This window comes from Paraburkholderia sediminicola (assembly GCF_902859805.1).
GTDB classification, from domain to species: domain Bacteria; phylum Pseudomonadota; class Gammaproteobacteria; order Burkholderiales; family Burkholderiaceae; genus Paraburkholderia; species Paraburkholderia sediminicola.
Genome location: NZ_CADIKC010000008.1, coordinates 348,114 through 366,083, shown reverse-complemented (window position 1 = coordinate 366,083; position 17,970 = coordinate 348,114). Strand labels below are relative to the sequence as shown.

Annotated in this window: 17 protein-coding genes; 14 read left to right on the top strand and 3 right to left on the bottom strand. The window is 62.1% G+C overall.

Annotated elements, in window-relative coordinates:
* Positions 1–108 precede the first annotated feature (108 nt).
* From lpxD to R8871_RS26785, 6 genes are all read left to right on the top strand, one after another.
* Positions 109–1,212 (top strand): UDP-3-O-(3-hydroxymyristoyl)glucosamine N-acyltransferase, encoded by a 1,104-nt coding sequence (gene lpxD / locus R8871_RS26810; RefSeq protein ID WP_175053169.1) that lies wholly within the window; start codon positions 109–111, stop codon positions 1,210–1,212.
* Positions 1,213–1,457: 245 nt separating this feature from the next.
* Positions 1,458–1,922, top strand: coding sequence for a 3-hydroxyacyl-ACP dehydratase FabZ (fabZ, locus tag R8871_RS26805; protein WP_020065638.1), 465 nt, complete (start codon positions 1,458–1,460; stop codon positions 1,920–1,922).
* 94 nt (positions 1,923–2,016) lie between these two features.
* Positions 2,017–2,805: an acyl-ACP--UDP-N-acetylglucosamine O-acyltransferase gene (gene lpxA / locus R8871_RS26800; RefSeq protein ID WP_175053168.1), complete on the top strand. Its 789-nt coding sequence runs from the start codon at positions 2,017–2,019 to the stop codon at positions 2,803–2,805.
* A 3-nt stretch (positions 2,806–2,808) separates the two neighbouring features.
* Positions 2,809–3,978 (top strand): lipid-A-disaccharide synthase, encoded by a 1,170-nt coding sequence (gene lpxB / locus R8871_RS26795; RefSeq protein ID WP_175053167.1) that lies wholly within the window; start codon positions 2,809–2,811, stop codon positions 3,976–3,978.
* Positions 3,975–4,745: a ribonuclease HII gene (gene rnhB, locus R8871_RS26790; protein WP_175053166.1), complete on the top strand. Its 771-nt coding sequence runs from the start codon at positions 3,975–3,977 to the stop codon at positions 4,743–4,745. The genes lpxB and rnhB overlap by 4 nt, the downstream gene beginning before the upstream one ends.
* A gap of 62 nt (positions 4,746–4,807) precedes the next feature.
* Positions 4,808–5,590 (top strand): TrmH family RNA methyltransferase, encoded by a 783-nt coding sequence (locus R8871_RS26785; RefSeq protein ID WP_175053165.1) that lies wholly within the window; start codon positions 4,808–4,810, stop codon positions 5,588–5,590.
* 95 nt (positions 5,591–5,685) lie between these two features.
* Here the strand turns inward: R8871_RS26785 and ppsR are convergent, their stop codons facing one another.
* A complete protein-coding gene (gene ppsR, locus R8871_RS26780; RefSeq protein WP_054035190.1) occupies positions 5,686–6,501 on the bottom strand; it encodes a posphoenolpyruvate synthetase regulatory kinase/phosphorylase PpsR in 816 nt (271 codons plus the stop codon).
* Positions 6,502–7,050: 549 nt separating this feature from the next.
* On the opposite strand from ppsR, the gene ppsA reads away from it, so the two are divergent.
* The 3 genes from ppsA to R8871_RS26765 all read left to right on the top strand — a co-directional run bounded on the left by ppsA (position 7,051) and on the right by R8871_RS26765 (position 11,049).
* Positions 7,051–9,456: a phosphoenolpyruvate synthase gene (gene ppsA / locus R8871_RS26775; protein WP_175053164.1), complete on the top strand. Its 2,406-nt coding sequence runs from the start codon at positions 7,051–7,053 to the stop codon at positions 9,454–9,456.
* Positions 9,457–9,601: 145 nt separating this feature from the next.
* The gene (locus R8871_RS26770; RefSeq protein WP_175053163.1) at positions 9,602–10,057 is read left to right on the top strand and encodes an NfeD family protein; all 456 of its coding nucleotides are present in this window, start codon (positions 9,602–9,604) and stop codon (positions 10,055–10,057) included.
* A gap of 59 nt (positions 10,058–10,116) precedes the next feature.
* Positions 10,117–11,049, top strand: coding sequence for an SPFH domain-containing protein (locus R8871_RS26765; RefSeq protein ID WP_175053162.1), 933 nt, complete (start codon positions 10,117–10,119; stop codon positions 11,047–11,049).
* A 70-nt stretch (positions 11,050–11,119) separates the two neighbouring features.
* On the opposite strand, the gene smpB is transcribed toward R8871_RS26765, so the two are convergent.
* Entirely contained in the window at positions 11,120–11,566 is a 447-nt protein-coding gene (gene smpB, locus R8871_RS26760; RefSeq protein ID WP_054035193.1) for an SsrA-binding protein SmpB, read from the bottom strand.
* Between the two features lie 100 nt (positions 11,567–11,666).
* Here smpB and R8871_RS26755 point away from each other — a divergent pair, with 100 nt between their 5' ends.
* Together R8871_RS26755 and R8871_RS26750 are read left to right on the top strand one after the other, a co-directional pair.
* Positions 11,667–12,104, top strand: a complete 438-nt coding sequence (locus tag R8871_RS26755; RefSeq protein ID WP_028199353.1) for a type II toxin-antitoxin system RatA family toxin — start codon at positions 11,667–11,669, stop codon at positions 12,102–12,104.
* The gene (locus R8871_RS26750; RefSeq protein WP_175053161.1) at positions 12,101–12,433 is read left to right on the top strand and encodes an RnfH family protein; all 333 of its coding nucleotides are present in this window, start codon (positions 12,101–12,103) and stop codon (positions 12,431–12,433) included. Before R8871_RS26755 ends, R8871_RS26750 begins: the two co-directional genes overlap by 4 nt.
* A 147-nt stretch (positions 12,434–12,580) precedes the next feature.
* Here the strand turns inward: R8871_RS26750 and R8871_RS26745 are convergent, their stop codons facing one another.
* A complete protein-coding gene (locus R8871_RS26745; protein ID WP_175053160.1) occupies positions 12,581–13,558 on the bottom strand; it encodes a DMT family transporter in 978 nt (325 codons plus the stop codon).
* Positions 13,559–13,917: 359 nt separating this feature from the next.
* On the opposite strand from R8871_RS26745, the gene guaB reads away from it, so the two are divergent.
* The 3 genes from guaB (at position 13,918) to guaA (ending at position 17,919) form a co-directional block, all read left to right on the top strand.
* Positions 13,918–15,378: an IMP dehydrogenase gene (gene guaB / locus R8871_RS26740; protein WP_054035195.1), complete on the top strand. Its 1,461-nt coding sequence runs from the start codon at positions 13,918–13,920 to the stop codon at positions 15,376–15,378.
* A 6-nt stretch (positions 15,379–15,384) separates the two neighbouring features.
* The gene (locus R8871_RS26735) at positions 15,385–16,122 is read left to right on the top strand and encodes a hypothetical protein (protein WP_175053159.1); all 738 of its coding nucleotides are present in this window, start codon (positions 15,385–15,387) and stop codon (positions 16,120–16,122) included.
* A 213-nt stretch (positions 16,123–16,335) separates the two neighbouring features.
* The gene (guaA, locus tag R8871_RS26730; RefSeq protein WP_175053158.1) at positions 16,336–17,919 is read left to right on the top strand and encodes a glutamine-hydrolyzing GMP synthase; all 1,584 of its coding nucleotides are present in this window, start codon (positions 16,336–16,338) and stop codon (positions 17,917–17,919) included.
* Positions 17,920–17,970: the final 51 nt, after the last annotated feature.

Sequence of the window (17,970 nt, the reverse complement as noted above, 5' to 3'; positions counted from 1 at the left end):
CGCCGTGCGCTGGGCGCCGGCTGGGTTGTAGCGCAAGGCCGTAGAACTGACAAGTTGGACTGAGTGTGCAGCAACCATCTCGCATGGGATCGGAGACAGAGGATAGGCATGGCATTTACGCTTGAGGACATCGTCCGGCGGTTCGGCGGTGAAGTAGTCGGAGAGGGTTCGCACCGCGTCGGCAGTCTGGCGCCGCTTGACCAGGCAGGCCCGGACCAGCTGGCGTTCCTCGCCAATCCGAAGTACCTGTCGCAGGTCGAGACGACCCGTGCAGGCGCGGTGTTGATCAATGCCGACGACCTCTCGAAACTCAGCTCCCATACAGGCCGTAACTTCATCGTCACGCCGAATCCGTACGCTTACTTCGCGCGCGTCGCGCAGACCTTCATCGACATGGCAGCGCCCAAGGCCGTGCCCGGTGTGCATCCGAGCGCGACGATCGACCCGTCGGCCCAGATTGCCGCGAGTGCGGTGATCGGTCCGCACGTCACGGTGGAAGCGGGCGCGGTGATCGGCGAAAACGTGCGTCTGGACGCCAACGTGGTGATCGGCCGCGGCACGCGAATCGGCGCAGGCTCGCATCTGTATCCAAACGTCGCGGTGTATCACGGCTGCAAAATCGGCGAGCGCGTGATCGTGCACGCCGGCGCGGTGATCGGTTCCGACGGTTTTGGTTTCGCGCCGGATTTCGTCGGTGAAGGTGATGCGCGTACCGGCAGCTGGGTGAAAATTCCGCAGGTCGGCGGTGTGTCGATCGCGGCCGACGTCGAAATCGGTGCGAACACCACCATCGACCGCGGCGCGATGGCAGACACAATCATCGAAGAGTGCGTGAAGATCGACAACCTCGTGCAGATCGGCCACAACTGCAAGGTCGGCGCTTACACCGTGATCGCCGGTTGTGCGGGCATTGCGGGCAGTACCACGATCGGCCGTCATTGCATGATCGGCGGCGCGGTTGGGATCGCCGGGCACGTCACCTTGGCTGACTATGTGATCGTCACGGCGCAGTCGGGCGTCTCGAAGTCCTTGCTGAAGCCTGGCATGTACACCAGTGCATTCCCGGCCGTGAACCATGCGGACTGGAACAAGAGCGCCGCTTTGCTGCGTAACATCGGCAAGCTTCGCGATCGTATCAAGGCGCTCGAAATTGCCGCTTCGGCAGGTCAGCCAGCCAGCGCGGCAAGCAATTCCGCAGGCGACGAAGCCTGAGATATCAGGACAGACCCGCAGGCAGACCCGCACGCTGACCTGCGGGTCAACCCGCACAACAATCCGCGGGCCAATCTGCCGGTACCGCGTAAAATAGCGGGCAAGAATCAGGAAGCAAAGTCGGTTGCCGTGACCGGGTGGCATGGCCGCCGGGTTTCGGCAAGCGCCGGCAGCACGCGTTACCAACCCACCTGCACCAGCATCCGCAGTCATCATCGCGCAGTCAATGCGTGAGTAGAAACACCATGAGCACCGAAAAAATCAATCTCGACATTCATAAGATTCTCACGCTGCTGCCCCATCGTTACCCGATCCTGCTGGTCGACCGGGTGCTCGAACTTGAGCCGCATAAGAGCATCAAAGCGTTGAAGAACGTGTCGATCAATGAGCCGTATTTCCAGGGTCACTTTCCGACCCGTCCGGTGATGCCCGGCGTGCTGATCCTCGAAGCGCTCGCGCAAACGGCAGCGCTGCTGACGTTTTCGGAAGAGCCGAGCGATCCGTCGAACACGCTGTATCTGTTCGTGGGCATCGACAACGCGCGTTTCAAGCGCGTGGTGGAACCGGGCGATCAGCTGATCCTGAACTGCACGTTCGAGCGTCATATGCGCGGCATCTGGAAGTTCAAGGCGCGCGCCGAAGTGGATGGAGCCGTGGCGGCGGAAGCCGATCTGATGTGCGCGGTGCGGCACACGGACAAAGACGCTTGAAGCCGGTGTCCGGACCGTCAGCGGCTCATCGTGAGCGCTGCAAACTCCGGTTACGCCCATCCAGACAACGCAACAGAATCAGAAGCGAGGACGCATGAGCAGGATTCATCCCACTGCGATCGTCGAGCCGGGCGCACAACTCGACGAATCCGTCGAAATCGGACCATATGCCGTCATTGGCGCACATGTGACGATCGGCGCACGGACCACGGTCGGTTCGCACAGCGTGGTCGAAGGTCACACCACGATCGGCGAAGACAACCGCATCGGTCACTATGCATCGGTCGGCGGCCGCCCGCAGGACATGAAGTACAAGGACGAGCCGACCCGGCTCGTGATCGGCAATCGCAACACGATCCGTGAATTCACCACGATCCACACCGGCACGGTGCAGGACTCGGGCGTCACCACGCTGGGCGACGACAACTGGATCATGGCCTACGTGCACATCGGCCACGACTGCCACGTCGGCAACAACGTGATTCTGTCGAGCAATGCACAGATGGCCGGCCACGTGACGATTGGCGACCATGCGATTATCGGCGGCATGTCGGGCGTGCATCAGTTCGTGCGCATCGGCGCGCATTCGATGCTGGGCGGCGCGTCGGCGCTCGTGCAGGACATCCCGCCGTTCGTGATCGCTGCCGGCAATAAGGCCGAGCCGCACGGTATCAACGTCGAAGGTCTGCGCCGCCGCGGGTTCTCCGCAGACGCGATCTCGGCGCTGCGCTCGGCGTACCGCCTGCTGTACAAGAACGGCCTGTCGCTGGAAGAAGCGAAGCTGCAGTTGCGCGAACTCGCAACCGCGGGTGGCGATGGCGATGCGCCGGTACAAACGCTGCTCGCGTTTGTCGAAGCGTCGCAACGCGGCATCATCCGCTAACCGATGGCTTTGAACCCGAGTCCCCTGCGCGTCGCGATGGTGGCAGGCGAGCCGTCCGGCGACCTGCTGGCGGCGTCGCTGCTCGACGGCCTCGCGAGCCGTCTGCCCGCCGGTACCCAGTATTACGGGATCGGCGGCCCGCGCATGATCGCCACGGGTTTTGACGCCCACTGGCCAATGGAGAAGCTGACGGTGCGCGGCTATGTCGAAGCAATTCGGCATATTCCAGAGATCCTCGGCATCCGCAACGAACTGAAGCGCCAACTGCTGGCCGAACCACCGTCGGTGTTCGTCGGTGTGGACGCGCCCGATTTCAACTTCGGACTCGAGCATCCGTTGCGCGATGCAGGTATTCCGACGGTTCACTTCGTTTGTCCGTCGATCTGGGCGTGGCGAGGTGGGCGCATCAAGAAGATCGCCAAAGCGGTCGACCACATGCTGTGCGTGTTCCCGTTCGAAACAGCGCTGCTGGAAAAGGCAGGCGTCCCGGCCTCGTACGTGGGCCATCCGCTCGCCGACGAAATTCCTCTGGTACCCGACACGCTTGGCGCGCGCCGCACGCTCGGGCTTGCCGAAAGCGGCCCGATCATCGCGGTGCTGCCTGGCAGCCGGCGCTCGGAGATCGATCTGATCGGTCCGACGTTCTTTGCCGCGATGGAAATGATGCAGCACCAGGAGCCCAGTTTGCGTTTCGTGATGCCGGCGGCCACGCCTGCACTGCGCGAAATGCTGCGGCCGCTGGTCGATGCGCATCCCGGTCTCGCACTGACCATTACCGACGGCCAGGCGCAAATCGCGATGACGGCGGCCGACGCGATCCTCGTCAAGAGCGGCACGGTGACGCTGGAAGCCGCGCTGCTGAAAAAGCCGATGGTGATCTCGTATAAGGTGCCCTGGCTGACCGGTCAGATCATGCGCCGCCAGGGCTATCTGCCGTATGTCGGCTTGCCGAACATTCTGGCGGGACGCTTCGTTGTGCCGGAAATTCTGCAGCACTTCGCGACGCCCCAGGCGCTCGCCGAGGCCACGCTGAAACAGTTGCGCGACGAAGCCAACCGGCGCACGCTGACGGAAATCTTCACGGAGATGCATCACGTGCTGAAGCAGAACACTGCGCAGCGTGCAGCGGAAGTCGTGGCGAGCGTCGTCGAAAAACGGAAGGCGCGGCCGTGACGACCGCACGCGCGCCACGCCGCAAGGCTGCGACCGTTGCAGGCGCGGCGGCGCGGCAGGTCGGTCTGGACTTCGAGACGCCGGACGACATCGTCTGCGGCGTCGACGAAGCCGGGCGTGGGCCGCTGGCCGGCCCGGTGGTCGCTGCCGCGGTGATTTTCGACCCGTCGAAGCCGATGATCCGTGGCCTCGACGATTCGAAAGCGCTCACCGCCAAAAAACGCGACGAGCTGTACGACAAGATCGTCGACCGGGCGCTCGCGTACTGCATCGCATCCGCCAGCGTCGAAGAAATCGATACGCTGAACATCCTGCACGCCACCATGCTGGCGATGAAACGGGCGGTCGAAGGCCTCTCGGTCGTGCCGACGCTCGTGAAAATCGACGGCAATCGCTGCCCGACGCTGAGCGTTCGCAGCGAAGCGGTGATCGGCGGCGATGCACTGATCAAAAGCATTTCGGCGGCGTCGATTCTCGCCAAGGTCACGCGTGACCGGATGCTGCTCGAATTGCATCAAACCTATCCGGTCTACGGTTTTAACGCGCATGCTGGCTACGGCACGCCGCAGCATCTCGCGGCGCTGCGTGAACATGGGCCCTGCGAGCATCATCGGCGCTCGTTCGCACCGGTGCGTGAAGCGCATCAGCGTTTCGGCACGGGTTCGAAACCACGGCCGGCGGGCGACGTGATCATCGTGTCAGATGTGATCACCGACATCATGCTCGACGACGACGACGACGCCTTCGGCGAACGCAGCGGCGCGTAAGCGCTGCGTGTGGTCCGGCGCGTCGCCCACTCTTTTCCTCATTCTCACTGTCTTCGCTGCCTGTGAAAGCCATCACCTCGCGGGACAATCCGCTCTACAAGCGCCTCAAGGCACTGGCCGGCTCGACGCATCAACAGCGCCGCAGCGGCCACGCGTTGCTCGAAGGGTTCCATCTCGCGAGCGCGTATCTCGATGTCGCCGGGCAGCCGGAAATGTGCATCGTTACCGAGGGCGCGTTGCGTCACGACGAAGCACAGGCGATCGTGTCGCGCATCGACGAGCACCGTATCGTTACGTTGCCCGATGCTTTGTTCGGCCAGGTGTCGAACGTCGTGCATGGTGTCGGGATTCTGCTGCTGGTCGAAAAGCTCGATACGCCGCTGCCGGAGAAGGTCGGAGAAACCTGCCTCGTGCTCGATGGCGTGCAGGACGCCGGCAACGTCGGTTCGATTCTGCGCAGCGCGGCGGCCGCTGGTATTCAGCAAGTGTTTTGCGCGCCGGGCACCGCGTACGCGTGGTCGTCGAAGGTATTGCGCTCGGGTATGGGCGCGCATTTCCTGTTGCAAATCCACGAGGATGTCGAGGCGCAGGTATTGATCGAGCGCCTCGCGGTGCCCATCGTCATTACGGATTCGCACGGCGCCGAGGCGATCTACGATTGCGATCTGAGCGGGCCGCTCGCGTGGGTGTTCGGCAACGAAGGGGCGGGCGTATCGCAGACCTGGCGCGATGCCGTTTCTTTGCGGGTGACGATTCCCCAGCCGGGCGGCATGGAATCGCTGAATGTGGCGGCTGCGGCGGCAGTCTGCGTGTTCGAACAGTGCCGCCAGCAGCGCAGGGCGTGACAGCGCACTGACTTCAGGGCTGACTTCGGGGCTGAGGCGATCTCCGCGATCACCTCAACACCCCGCACGCACGCCGGTAAAGCTGGCCGCTGCTCTCAATAAGCCGGCCGGTCCAGCTTGATCTCCTGCAGGATCGTCGTCGCGATCTCTTCGATCGACTTATGCGTCGACGACAACCACTTGACCCCTTCGCGCCGCATCATCGCCTCAGCCTCGTTGATCTCGTAACGGCAATTTTCCGGCGCGGCGTACTTGCTGCCCGGGCGGCGCTCGTTGCGGATCTCCGACAGCCGCTGCGGATCGATCGACAAACCAAACATCTTCTGCCGATGCGCCAATAGCGGCGTAGGCAGCTTGCCACGTTCGAAGTCTTCCGGAATCAACGGATAGTTGGCCGCTTTCACACCGTACTGCATCGCCAGATACAGGCTCGTCGGCGTCTTGCCGCTGCGCGACACGCCCACCAGAATCACGTCGGCATCGGCCAGATTGCGGTTCGATTGACCGTCGTCGTGGGCGAGCGAGAAGTTGATCGCTTCGATCCGGTTCTTGTATTCCTCGGTATCGGCGTTCTGGTGGCCGCGACCCATTGCATGGCTCGACTTAAGCTCCAGCTCCTGCTCGAGCGGCTCGACGAAGGTCTGAAACATGTCCAGCACGAGCGCATTCGAGCCTTTGACGATCTGGTTCGACGCGCTGTCCACCAGCGTCGTGAAGACGATCGGACGGCGGCCGTCCTGCTGGATCGCTTCGTTGATCTTTTCTAGCGTGGCGTAGGCTTTTTCCGTCGAGTCGACGAAGGGCACGCGAACCAGGCGGAATTTCTGGTCGAACTGGGAGAGGATCGAATGCGCGAAGGTTTCGGCAGTGATCCCGGTACCGTCGGAGACGATGAATACGGTGGGCGGCATCAGTGGGGCTGGGGAACGTGAGCGGGGAAAAGCGCTCGAATGAAACATCGCTGTATGGATGCCGCTGCACGGTGGCTAACCGGAGATTGCAGCGGCGTCATGTCAGCGCGCCGTGGGCACCGCAATTGCGTCCGGAAGGTGGTGGGGACTCGCGAAAGCCTCGCAAGAGCCCGTCAGCCGGTCCGGGGCGCGATTCGAGGCGCAATTCTCGTCCGACTGTCACATTTTGAGAGTCGGCACGGTAGAATAGCGGCAACCTGTTGGATAAGCAATTGCAGGCGATTGGCGTCTAACTTACTGCGAACGGTCGGTCAACGCCACGCTTTGCGCCGGTAACTAGCGGCAAATTGAGAGATTGGGGTGGATCGATCGGTAATTTCGTCCAACCGCTTTCTACGTCGTGCATCCGGCACTTTTGGCCCGTGAGGCCATGTGCAGCGATTGCTTCTCCAACAGGTTGTGCAAGACGCGAGGTCACGCTTCCAATGGGCGTCTCGCGTTCAAGCCCACTTGCACAGCCGTGAATTTCTTTCACACTTAGGGGCTTGTATGACTAACGTAGTTACCGTCGCAAAGGAAGAGGCGTATGTAGTTCCGTTCGAGCAGTTGCGGATGACCGATGTGGAGATTGTCGGCGGCAAGAATGCGTCGCTTGGCGAGATGATCAGTCAGCTCGCCGAAGCAGGCGTGCGCGTGCCGACTGGCTTCGCCACTACGGCGCTGGCTTTCCGTGACTTCCTGCATCACAACAATCTGACCGAACGCATCGCCAAACGCCTCGAAACGCTCGACGTCGACGACGTGAAAGCGCTCGCCGAAGCGGGCAAGGAGATCCGTCAATGGATCGTCGACGCCCCGATGCAGCCGCGTCTCGAAGCGGATATCCGCGCAGGCTTCGACACCCTGCAAAACAGCTCGCCTGAAGAGTTGTCGTTTGCCGTGCGTTCGTCGGCAACGGCAGAAGACTTGCCGGACGCATCGTTCGCGGGTCAGCAGGAAAGCTACCTCAACGTGGTCGGCATCGAGGAGGTGCTCGATCGCATGAAGCACGTGTTCGCGTCGCTGTATAACGACCGTGCGATCTCCTATCGCGTCCACAAGGGCTTCACCCACGCTGAAGTCGCGTTGTCGGCGGGTGTGCAGCGCATGGTGCGCTCGGACGTCGGCGCGGCTGGCGTGATGTTCACGCTGGACACGGAATCGGGCTTCAAGGACGCCGTCTTCATCACGTCGAGCTACGGCCTGGGCGAAACGGTCGTGCAGGGCGCCGTGAATCCGGACGAGTTCTACGTCTTCAAGACCACGCTCGCGCAAGGCAAGTACCCGATCATCCGCCGCTCGATCGGCTCGAAGCTGATCAAGATGGAATTCACCAAGGCGGGCGAAGAAGGCCGCGTGAAGACCGTCGACGTCGCACACGAACAGCGCAACCGTTTCTCGATCACCGACGAAGACGTGATCGAGCTCGCGAAATACGCCGTCATCATTGAGAAGCACTACGAGCGTCCGATGGACATCGAGTGGGGCAAAGATGGCCGCGACGGCAAGATCTTCATCCTGCAGGCGCGCCCGGAAACGGTGAAGAGCCAGGCAGCGGGCAAGGCCGAGCAACGCTTCAAGCTGAAGGGCCAATCGAACGTGCTGACTACCGGCCGCGCGATCGGCCAGAAGATCGGTGCGGGTCCGGTGCGCGTGATTCACGATCCGTCTGAAATGGACCGTGTGCAGCCGGGCGACGTGCTGGTGGCCGACATGACCGACCCGAACTGGGAGCCGGTGATGAAGCGCGCCTCCGCGATCGTCACGAACCGTGGCGGCCGTACCTGCCACGCGGCGATTATCGCGCGTGAGCTGGGTGTGCCGGCCGTGGTCGGCTGCGGCGACGCGACCGACCTGCTGAAGGACGGCGCGCTTGTGACCGTGTCCTGTGCGGAAGGCGATGAAGGCAAGATCTACGACGGTCTGCTCGAAACCGAAATCACCGAAGTGCAGCGCGGCGAACTGCCGTCGATTCCGGTGAAGATCATGATGAACGTCGGCAATCCGCAACTGGCTTTCGACTTCTCGCAACTGCCGAACGCAGGCGTGGGTCTGGCGCGGCTCGAGTTCATCATCAACAACAACATCGGCGTTCACCCGAAGGCGATTCTCGAGTACCCGAACATCGATCAGGACCTGAAGAAGGCCGTGGAAAGCGTGGCGCGTGGCCATGCATCGCCGCGCGCGTTCTATGTCGACAAGCTGACCGAAGGTATCGCAACGATCGCAGCGGCGTTCTATCCGAAGCCCGTGATCGTGCGTCTGTCGGACTTCAAGTCGAACGAGTACAAGAAGCTGATCGGCGGTTCGCGTTACGAGCCGGACGAAGAAAACCCGATGCTGGGCTTCCGTGGCGCATCGCGCTACATCGCTGACGACTTCGCCGAAGCGTTCCAGATGGAATGCATCGCGCTGAAGAAGGTGCGTGAAGAGATGGGTCTCGACAACGTCGAGATCATGGTGCCGTTCGTGCGTACGCTGAAGCAGGCGGAGCGCGTGGTCGGGCTGCTGGAGAAGTTCGGCCTGAAGCGCGGTGAGAAGGGCTTGCGCCTGATCATGATGTGCGAAGTGCCGTCGAACGCGATTCTCGCCGAAGAATTCCTGCAATTCTTCGACGGCTTCTCGATCGGTTCGAACGACTTGACGCAGCTCACGCTGGGCCTCGACCGCGACTCGGGCATGGAACTGCTGGCAGTCGATTTCGACGAACGCGATCCGGCCGTCAAGTTCCTGTTGAAGCGCGCGATCGATACGTGCCTGCGACTGAACAAGTACGTCGGCATCTGCGGCCAGGGTCCTTCGGATCACCCGGACTTTGCGCAATGGCTGACCGATGAAGGCATCAAGTCGATCTCGCTGAACCCGGACTCGATCGTCGAGACGTGGCAGCAACTGGCGAAATCGCTGGTGAAGTAATCGAGCCCAATAAGCAGTGTGCATAAAGGGTGGTGCGGTATGTCAAAAGCACGTAAAAGCGTGCTGCACCGCCCAGTAATATGCACCTGCTTCGTGCTATAAACACCCCGGTAGATCCGGGGTGTTTTGCTTTGTGGAGATCAACATGGCGCCAGGTGGGTTGTTCTGGTGGATCGGGGCAGGTGTGCTGATCGTGCTGGAATTGATCAGCGGCACTTTCTATTTGCTGATGATCGCGTTGGGTTGTGTCGCGGCTGCGATTGCGCATCTGGTTGGCGCCGCTGCCGACGTGCAGTTCGCGGTTGCGGCGGTGGTGGCGCTGGCGGCGGTCCTGTTGCTGAGGCGCTCGCGCTTTGGCCGCAGAACGCGTAAAGAGGCGTCGAAGAACCCGGACGTCAATCTGGACATCGGCCAGACGGTGAACGTGCCGGCGTGGCACGAGCGCCGGGCGCGCGTCGATTACCGCGGGGCTGCGTGGGACGTCGAACTGGCCGCAGGCGAGCCCGAAGATGCGCAGCGCTATGAAATCGCCGAGATGCGCGGGAGTTGCCTTGTCGTCGTGGCCAGCCGGCCGGCGAAAGCAGGAGCAACCGCGGCCTGAGCGCGCCAACGCGCACAGCGCCATGCATAACTATTCGAACTACGGACCGGAGGTCAGTCATGGATTCAACCATTGTCGGGGCGGTGCTTCTGCTTATCGTGATCGTGCTGGCGGCGCAGACGCTCAAGATCGTGCCGCAGCAACATGCGTGGGTGCTGGAGCGGCTCGGCCGTTATCACCGCACGCTGACGCCGGGCCTGAGCTTCGCGTTTCCGTTCGTCGACCGGATCGCGTACAAGCACATCCTCAAGGAAATCCCGCTCGAAGTGCCGAGCCAGGTGTGTATTACGCGCGACAACACGCAGTTGCAGGTGGACGGTGTGCTGTATTTCCAGGTCACCGACCCTATGAAGGCGTCGTACGGTTCGAGCAACTTCGTGTTCGCGATTACGCAGTTGTCGCAGACCACGCTGCGCTCTGTGATCGGCAAACTCGAACTCGACAAGACGTTCGAAGAGCGCGACTTCATCAATCACAGCATCGTGTCGTCGCTCGATCAGGCGGCGGCGAACTGGGGCGTCAAGGTGCTGCGCTACGAGATCAAGGATCTGACGCCGCCTAAGGAAATTCTTCACGCCATGCAGGCGCAGATCACCGCCGAGCGCGAGAAGCGCGCGCTGATCGCGGCATCTGAAGGGCGTAAGCAGGAACAGATCAATATCGCTTCGGGCGGGCGCGAGGCGTCGATCCAGAAGTCAGAAGGCGAGCGGCAGGCGGCGATCAATCAGGCGCAGGGTCAGGCGGCGGCGATTCTGGCCGTGGCCGAGGCTAACTCGCAGGCGATTCAGAAGATCGCTGCGGCCATCCAGTCGAACGGCGGGATGGAAGCGGTGAACCTGAAAGTGGCCGAGCAGTATGTGAATGCATTCGCTAACCTGGCGAAGCAGGGCACTACGCTGATCGTGCCGGGCAACCTGGCGGACATGAGTTCGATGATCGCGTCGGCACTGACCATTGTGAACAAGGGGAAGGGCGCGGTCGACGCGCGCTGATTGACGTTCTTCGTTGCTGAATGAAAATGGCCCGCAAATCTAGCGGGCCATTTTTTGTTGAATCGCAGTTTTACGACGGCGAGCGCATCAGGCGCGCCTTCTCGCGTTCCCAGTCGCGCTTCTTTTCGGTTTCGCGCTTGTCGTGCTGCTTCTTACCCTTGGCGAGGCCGATCTCGCATTTGACGCGACCGCCCTTGTAATGAAAGTTCAACGGCACGAGCGTATAACCACGCTGTTCGACCTTGCCGATCAGTTTGCTGATTTCTTCAGCGTGCAGCAGCAGCTTGCGGGTGCGCACCGGGTCAGGATTGATGTGGGTCGAGGCTTCGGGCAGCGGGCTGATGTGCGTGCCGATCAGGAACAGTTCGTTATTCTTGATGACCACGTAGCCTTCCTTGATCTGGCCACGGCCGGCGCGCAAGGCTTTGACCTCCCATCCTTCGAGCACGAGCCCTGCTTCGTAGCGTTCTTCGACCGAGTAGTCGTAGAAGGCTTTTCTGTTGTCAATGATGCTCATGAATGGAAAGTGCCCAACTCGTTTAAAATCACGATTTTAGCAAAGCGGGGCAAGGAAAGCCCGCGGCGCTTGTCCACCCTTGCCACGCGCTGTTCAATTTATGGCAGATGTCCAGAAAACCGTGTTGATCCGCCATTCGGCGGAACAGATGTTCGACCTCGTCACCGACGTCGCCGATTACCCCAACTTCCTGCCTTGGTGCGGGGGAGTCGAAATCCGCCGCCAGGACGAAACCGGCATGGAGGCGAAGATCGACATCAACTTCAAGGGCATCAAGCAGCATTTCGCCACACGCAACAGCATGGAGCGGCCCACGCGCATCGATATGGAGTTCGCGGATGGCCCGTTTCGCAAATTCACCGGCTTCTGGCGTTTCACGCCGCTGCGGGCCGATGCCTGCAAGATCGAATTCGCGTTGCACTACGAATTCACCAACATCATTCTCGAGAAGATCATTGGGCCGGTGTTCAGCCATATTGCCAACACCTTCGTCGAATCGTTCGTGAAGCGCGCCGATCAGCGCTACGGTAAGGCATGAGCGCGCGCTTGTCGATTGAAGTCTGCTACGCGCTTGCCAATGAGCAGGCGCTGATTGCCGTGGATTTGCCGGAAGGCGCCACGCTGCAGCAGGCGATAGACGCAAGCGGCATCTTGCAGCGTTATCCGCAGATCGATCTGGGTATGCAGAAGGTCGGCGTGTTCGGCAAGCTCAAGCCATTGGATACGGTGCTCGCCGACCACGATCGTGTGGAGATTTACCGGCCGTTGCTGGTGGATCCGAAGTTGTCGCGCCAACGGCGCGTCGAGAAGACCCGCAAGGCGGGCTCGATTGAAGGGCGCCGCTGGCTGAACAAGGATTCGCGCTAGGCCCGTCTTGCTGCCGGCGAGCTATGACTGGCGTGGGTGAACTGATTCCAGCCGTGTCTCAGTCGCCGCCGCCAAGGGCGAATGCGGCACGTCGGCGCGCTGCGCCTGCCGCGTCTCCCGCCAAAGCGTTGAAAGCCGTACCGCGTCTCAATGCACCGAAGGCTGCGCCTTCTCCTCAATCGACGCCGCCCCGGACGTATCGTCGTCCGCATGCTGGCGCACCGACCAGCAGACCCCCGCCACCAGCAGCAGGATCGCCGCCGTTTCCAGCGGGCGCGGCAGGCGCTGGTCGTAGATAAACGCGTAGAGCAGCGCAAAAAGCGTCTCGAACACGATCATCTGGCCGGACAGCGTGAGCGGCAGCCGTTTCGACGCGGCATTCCACAGCCCGTTGCCGAGCCACGACGCGCCGACGGCGAGGCCCAGATTCAGCATCCAGAAGGTGTGCCAGCGCTCATCGCCGAGCGGCCCCTGCAGGCTCTCGGAGGGCATGACGGCTACGACCAGCCACAATCCCGCACCGAGCGCGCCGGTCACCACACCCCACAGTACTGACCACTCGTTGCCGCTGAAATGCGTCTGCCGTTGGAGATATCGGGCGTTTTCGACCGCGAACCAGGTCCAGCAGGCGAGCGCGCCGATCGCGCAGGCGAGGCCGAGGAGCTTCGTCGCAATACTCACAGGCGTGCTGTCCGCCACCGTGAACACGTCGATATTGATGCAGGCGATGCCGGCCACTACCAGCGAAAGCGGCCATACGAGGCGGGCGAGCGGCACGGCGCCGTGGTCGCGCCGGCCGAGCAGCGTCACCGTGACCGGCAGCACGCCGACGATCAGCGAGGCCGGCGCGATCCCGATCATATGGACCGAGGCGGTCAGCAGCAGGTAGTAGAGCAGGTTGCCGGCCAGGGCCAGTTTGACCAGTGCGCCGAGATCCTCGCGGGTCAGGCGTTTGACAAGCGAGCGCGCCATGGGCAGCGCGGCGGCCAGTGAGACGATGCCGTACATCGTGTAGCGGCCGGCGCTCAACAGCAGCGGCGAGAAATCGGGCAGCACGCGCGGCACCAGAAACACCATGCCCCATAAGGCCCCGGCCATTACTCCATATGCCACACCGCGCTGCATCGACTGCCCCTGCAAGAAAAACTGGAATGGTCGGCAGAATAGCCGTTCGACGGGCAGGGCGTCTTGTTCGATTCTGCATTCCGGCGGTTTTATCCGGCGTGTTCAGGCGCTTTTTAACTTCCGGATGCTGGCCCGGCGGCACGCAAGTGCCCTGAAATACCCATTCCCAAGCCGGGTGCGGCGTCCATGCACCCGAACGCGCAAACGAAACCGGATCGAACTCGAGGCGAACGCAGAAGCGAAATCGAAGGGTGCAAAGTCACGAAAAAAATCCCCTGAAATTCGCTAAGCTGCTGTTAGTGCAGTGAAAACCAGGGAGGTATCGCGTATAATTCGCTTTTGCGCCTATAGGATTTGCCATGCGTCTGATCCAAACAGCACTCACGTTCGATGACGTGCTCCTCGTCCCGGCTTTCTCCGATGTTCTGCCGCGCGACACCAGCCTCAAGACCCGGCTGACCCGCAACATCTCCCTGAATATGCCGCTCGTGTCCGCCGCCATGGACACCGTCACCGAAGCCCGTCTCGCCATCGCGATGGCGCAAATGGGTGGCGTGGGCATCATCCACAAGAATCTCACGCCGGCCGAGCAGGCGCGTGAAGTTGCCAAGGTCAAGCGCTTCGAATCGGGCGTCGTGCGCGATCCGATCACGGTGCCGCCGCAAATGAAGGTGCGCGACGTCATTGCGCTGTCGCGCCAGCATGGCATTTCAGGCTTCCCGGTCGTCGAAGGTTCGCAACTGATCGGTATCGTCACGAACCGCGACTTGCGCTTCGAAGAGCGTCTGGACGAGCCGGTGCGCAACATCATGACGCCGCGCGAGCGCCTCGTCACCGTCAAGGAAGGCACACCGCTCGCCGAAGCCAAGGCGCTGATGCACAGCCACCGCCTCGAACGCGTGCTGGTCATCAACGACGCATTCGAACTGCGCGGCCTGATGACGGTAAAAGACATCACCAAGCAAACCGAACACCCGGACGCGTGTAAAGACGAACACGGCAAGCTGCGCGCAGGCGCCGCGGTCGGCGTGGGCGAAGACAACGAAGAGCGCGTCGAGCTGCTGGTGCAGGCCGGTGTGGACGTGATCGTCGTCGACACGGCGCACGGCCACAGCAAGGGCGTGCTCGAGCGCGTCAAGTGGGTCAAGCAGAAATTCCCGCACGTTGAAGTGATCGGCGGCAACATCGCCACCGCTGCGGCAGCCAAGGCGTTGGTCGAATACGGCGCAGACGGCGTGAAGGTCGGTATCGGCCCGGGCTCGATCTGCACGACGCGGATCGTCGCCGGTGTAGGCGTGCCGCAGGTCACCGCGATCTCGAACGTCTCCGAAGCGCTGAAGGGCACGGGCGTGCCGGTCATCGCCGACGGTGGCGTGCGTTTCTCGGGCGACGTCAGCAAGGCGCTGGCCGCCGGTGCGAATTCCGTGATGATGGGCAGCATGTTCGCCGGCACCGAAGAAGCGCCGGGCGACGTGTTCCTGTTCCAGGGCCGCCAGTACAAGTCGTACCGTGGCATGGGCTCGGTCGGCGCGATGAAAGACGGCGCGGCAGACCGCTACTTCCAGGACAACTCCGCGAACATCGACAAGCTGGTGCCGGAAGGTATCGAAGGCCGCGTCGCCTACAAGGGCTCGGTCAACGCGATCCTGTTCCAGCTGATCGGCGGCGTGCGTGCCAGCATGGGCTACTGCGGTTGCCGCACGATCGCGGAGATGAACGACAAGGCCGAGTTCGTGCAGATCACGGGCGCGGGCTTGCGCGAGTCGCATGTGCATGACGTGCAGATCACCAAGGAAGCGCCCAACTACCACGTGGACTAAACGCCAATGAAGCCATTGCTGCGCGCTGTACTCATCCTCGATGCACTGTTGCTGCTTGCGTTCGGCCTGCTGTTTCTGCTGACGCCCTGGACTTCGTTGTACAACGCGCTGCAACTCGTGCAAACCCAGCCGGCTCTAGTCGGCCAAGGGTTTGGCGTGGCGCTGATCGGGCTCGCGTGGCTTGCTTTGCACGCGTCGATCGACGGTTCGCTTACGTCGACGGTCGCCAAGGTTGTCGGCCATGTGAACTGGTTGACCGGCGTGCTGATGCTGGTCTGGCTGCTCGGGCTGCATACGCCTGCGTTGACCGGCTTCGGGCAGATCATCGCGGTGCTGACCGGTGTGGTGTTGCTGGTGGTTGGCCTGGGCGGTGTGCGCCTGTCGGGCGCGGTGCGGCGGCGTGAGAAGGTGCGGCTGGTTGAAGCCGCAGCCGCTGAGCGCGCCGAAAAGCAGGCCGCGAAAGATGCCGCCAAAGACGCAGCCAACAGGCGCGATTCCGGTCGCGTGATCGCGGAGCCGGTCTATCGCGCGGAGCCGGTCGTTGAGCCCGTTGTGCCGGTCACACGGCCCGTGACGCCTGTCTCGGTAGCGCCTTCGGTAGCGCCGCTTCATCCGGCCGTCGACGAACCGGGTCTGACGGCCTCTGAACGCGCCGCACGGGCCGATGCCGCAGCCGCGCGCGACGATGCCCGCAACGCCGCTGCCGACGCACCTGGTGCGCCCCGGCCGCCGTTTCATGGCTGACGCGCCAGGCGCCAGAACCCCTGCCGAAGCAACCGGATTCCGTTCGCGCGCGCCGCAGGCAAGTGTCTGCGGTGCTGAATGGCCCAACGTGGTCCAACGCGCTTCACCGCCACGCTTCATGCTCGATTGTCCCCACGTGGACTGCTTTGAATTCAACGCCGCGCGTCATGCGCGGTATCCCGTATCCGTTCACTTTTGACTCCGTCCGCTGCCATGCATGACAAGATCCTGATCCTCGACTTCGGTTCGCAAGTCACCCAACTGATTGCACGTCGCGTTCGCGAAGCCAACGTGTATTCGGAAATTCATCCCCACGACGTCGACGCGTCGTTCATTCGCGATTTCGCGCCGAAGGGCGTGATCCTCTCCGGCGGCCCGAGTTCGGTTACCGAAACGGATGCGCCGCGCGTGCCGCAAGCGGTGTTCGAACTCGGCGTGCCCGTGCTGGGCATCTGCTACGGCATGCAGGCAATGGCCGAGCAGCTCGGCGGCAAGGTCGATATCGGTCATCTGCGTGAGTTCGGCTACGCCGAAGTGCGCGCGCGCAACCATACGAGCCTGCTCGAAGGCATCAGCGACTTCACCACGCCGGAAGGTCACGGCATGCTGAAGGTGTGGATGAGCCACGGCGACAAGGTGCTGGAAATGCCGCAAGGCTTCCAGCTGATGGCATCGACGGAATCGTGTCCGATCGCGGCCATGGCCGACGAACAGCGCCATTTCTACGGCCTGCAATGGCATCCGGAAGTCACGCACACCGTGCAAGGCCGCGCGATGCTCGAACGCTTCGTGCTGCAGATTTGCGGTGCGAATCCCGACTGGGAAATGGGCCACTACATCGACGAAGCCGTCGCGAAGATCCGCGAGCAGGTTGGCAAAGAGCATGTGATTCTGGGCTTGTCGGGCGGCGTGGATTCGTCGGTGGCGGCGGCGCTGCTGCATCGCGCGATCGGCGACCAGCTGACTTGCGTGTTCGTCGATCACGGCTTGCTGCGTTTGAACGAAGCCGAGCAGGTGATGGCCACCTTCGCCGAGAGCCTCGGCGTCAAAGTGATCCACGTCGACGCGAGCGAAGTGTTCCTGTCGAAGCTGGCCGGCGTGACTGATCCGGAAGCGAAGCGCAAGATCATCGGCGCGGAATTCGTCGAAGTGTTCCAGACCGAAGCCAACAAGCTGACGGATGCGAAGTGGCTTGCGCAAGGCACGATCTATCCGGACGTGATCGAATCGGCCGGCAAGGGCAAGAAAGCGACTCAGACCATCAAGAGCCACCACAACGTGGGCGGCCTGCCGGAGACGCTGAATCTGAAGCTGCTCGAACCGCTGCGCGAACTGTTCAAGGACGAAGTGCGCGAACTCGGCGTGAAGCTCGGTTTGCCGCCGGCAATGGTGTATCGCCACCCGTTCCCGGGCCCGGGTCTGGGCGTGCGGATTCTCGGCGAAGTGCGCCGCGATTTCGCCGATCTGCTGCGTCGCGCGGACGCGATTTTCATCGAGACGTTGCGTACCTTTATCGATAAGGAAACCGGCAAGTCGTGGTACGACCTGACGAGCCAGGCTTTTGCGGTGTTCCTGCCGGTGAAGAGCGTGGGCGTGATGGGCGATGGCCGCACTTACGAGTATGTCGTTGCGCTGCGCGCCGTGCAGACGCTGGACTTCATGACCGCGCATTGGGCGCATCTGCCGCACGAGTTGCTGGGGCATGTGTCGAACCGCATCATCAATGAAGTGCGCGGGATTAACCGGGTGGTCTATGACATTTCGGGCAAGCCGCCGGCAACGATTGAGTGGGAATAGAATTTCCGCCAGGAGACATCGTTCGCTAGTTGATTGACTAATAAAGCCCTG

Excerpts from the sequence above, each read along its gene's own strand:
- lpxA (WP_175053168.1), top strand. The coding sequence starts at position 2,017 with ATGAGCAGGATTCATCCCACTGCGATCGTCGAGCCGGGCGCACAACTC.
- R8871_RS26770 (WP_175053163.1), top strand. The coding sequence starts at position 9,602 with ATGGCGCCAGGTGGGTTGTTCTGGTGGATCGGGGCAGGTGTGCTGATC.
- lpxB (WP_175053167.1), top strand. The coding sequence starts at position 2,809 with ATGGCTTTGAACCCGAGTCCCCTGCGCGTCGCGATGGTGGCAGGCGAG.
- guaB (WP_054035195.1), top strand. The coding sequence starts at position 13,918 with ATGCGTCTGATCCAAACAGCACTCACGTTCGATGACGTGCTCCTCGTC.
- ppsA (WP_175053164.1), top strand. The coding sequence starts at position 7,051 with ATGACTAACGTAGTTACCGTCGCAAAGGAAGAGGCGTATGTAGTTCCG.
- R8871_RS26755 (WP_028199353.1), top strand. The coding sequence starts at position 11,667 with ATGGCAGATGTCCAGAAAACCGTGTTGATCCGCCATTCGGCGGAACAG.
- R8871_RS26735 (WP_175053159.1), top strand. The coding sequence starts at position 15,385 with ATGAAGCCATTGCTGCGCGCTGTACTCATCCTCGATGCACTGTTGCTG.
- ppsR (WP_054035190.1), bottom strand. The coding sequence starts at position 6,501 with ATGCCGCCCACCGTATTCATCGTCTCCGACGGTACCGGGATCACTGCC.
- R8871_RS26745 (WP_175053160.1), bottom strand. The coding sequence starts at position 13,558 with ATGCAGCGCGGTGTGGCATATGGAGTAATGGCCGGGGCCTTATGGGGC.
- fabZ (WP_020065638.1), top strand. The coding sequence starts at position 1,458 with ATGAGCACCGAAAAAATCAATCTCGACATTCATAAGATTCTCACGCTG.
- R8871_RS26750 (WP_175053161.1), top strand. The coding sequence starts at position 12,101 with ATGAGCGCGCGCTTGTCGATTGAAGTCTGCTACGCGCTTGCCAATGAG.
- lpxD (WP_175053169.1), top strand. The coding sequence starts at position 109 with ATGGCATTTACGCTTGAGGACATCGTCCGGCGGTTCGGCGGTGAAGTA.
- guaA (WP_175053158.1), top strand. The coding sequence starts at position 16,336 with ATGCATGACAAGATCCTGATCCTCGACTTCGGTTCGCAAGTCACCCAA.
- smpB (WP_054035193.1), bottom strand. The coding sequence starts at position 11,566 with ATGAGCATCATTGACAACAGAAAAGCCTTCTACGACTACTCGGTCGAA.
- R8871_RS26765 (WP_175053162.1), top strand. The coding sequence starts at position 10,117 with ATGGATTCAACCATTGTCGGGGCGGTGCTTCTGCTTATCGTGATCGTG.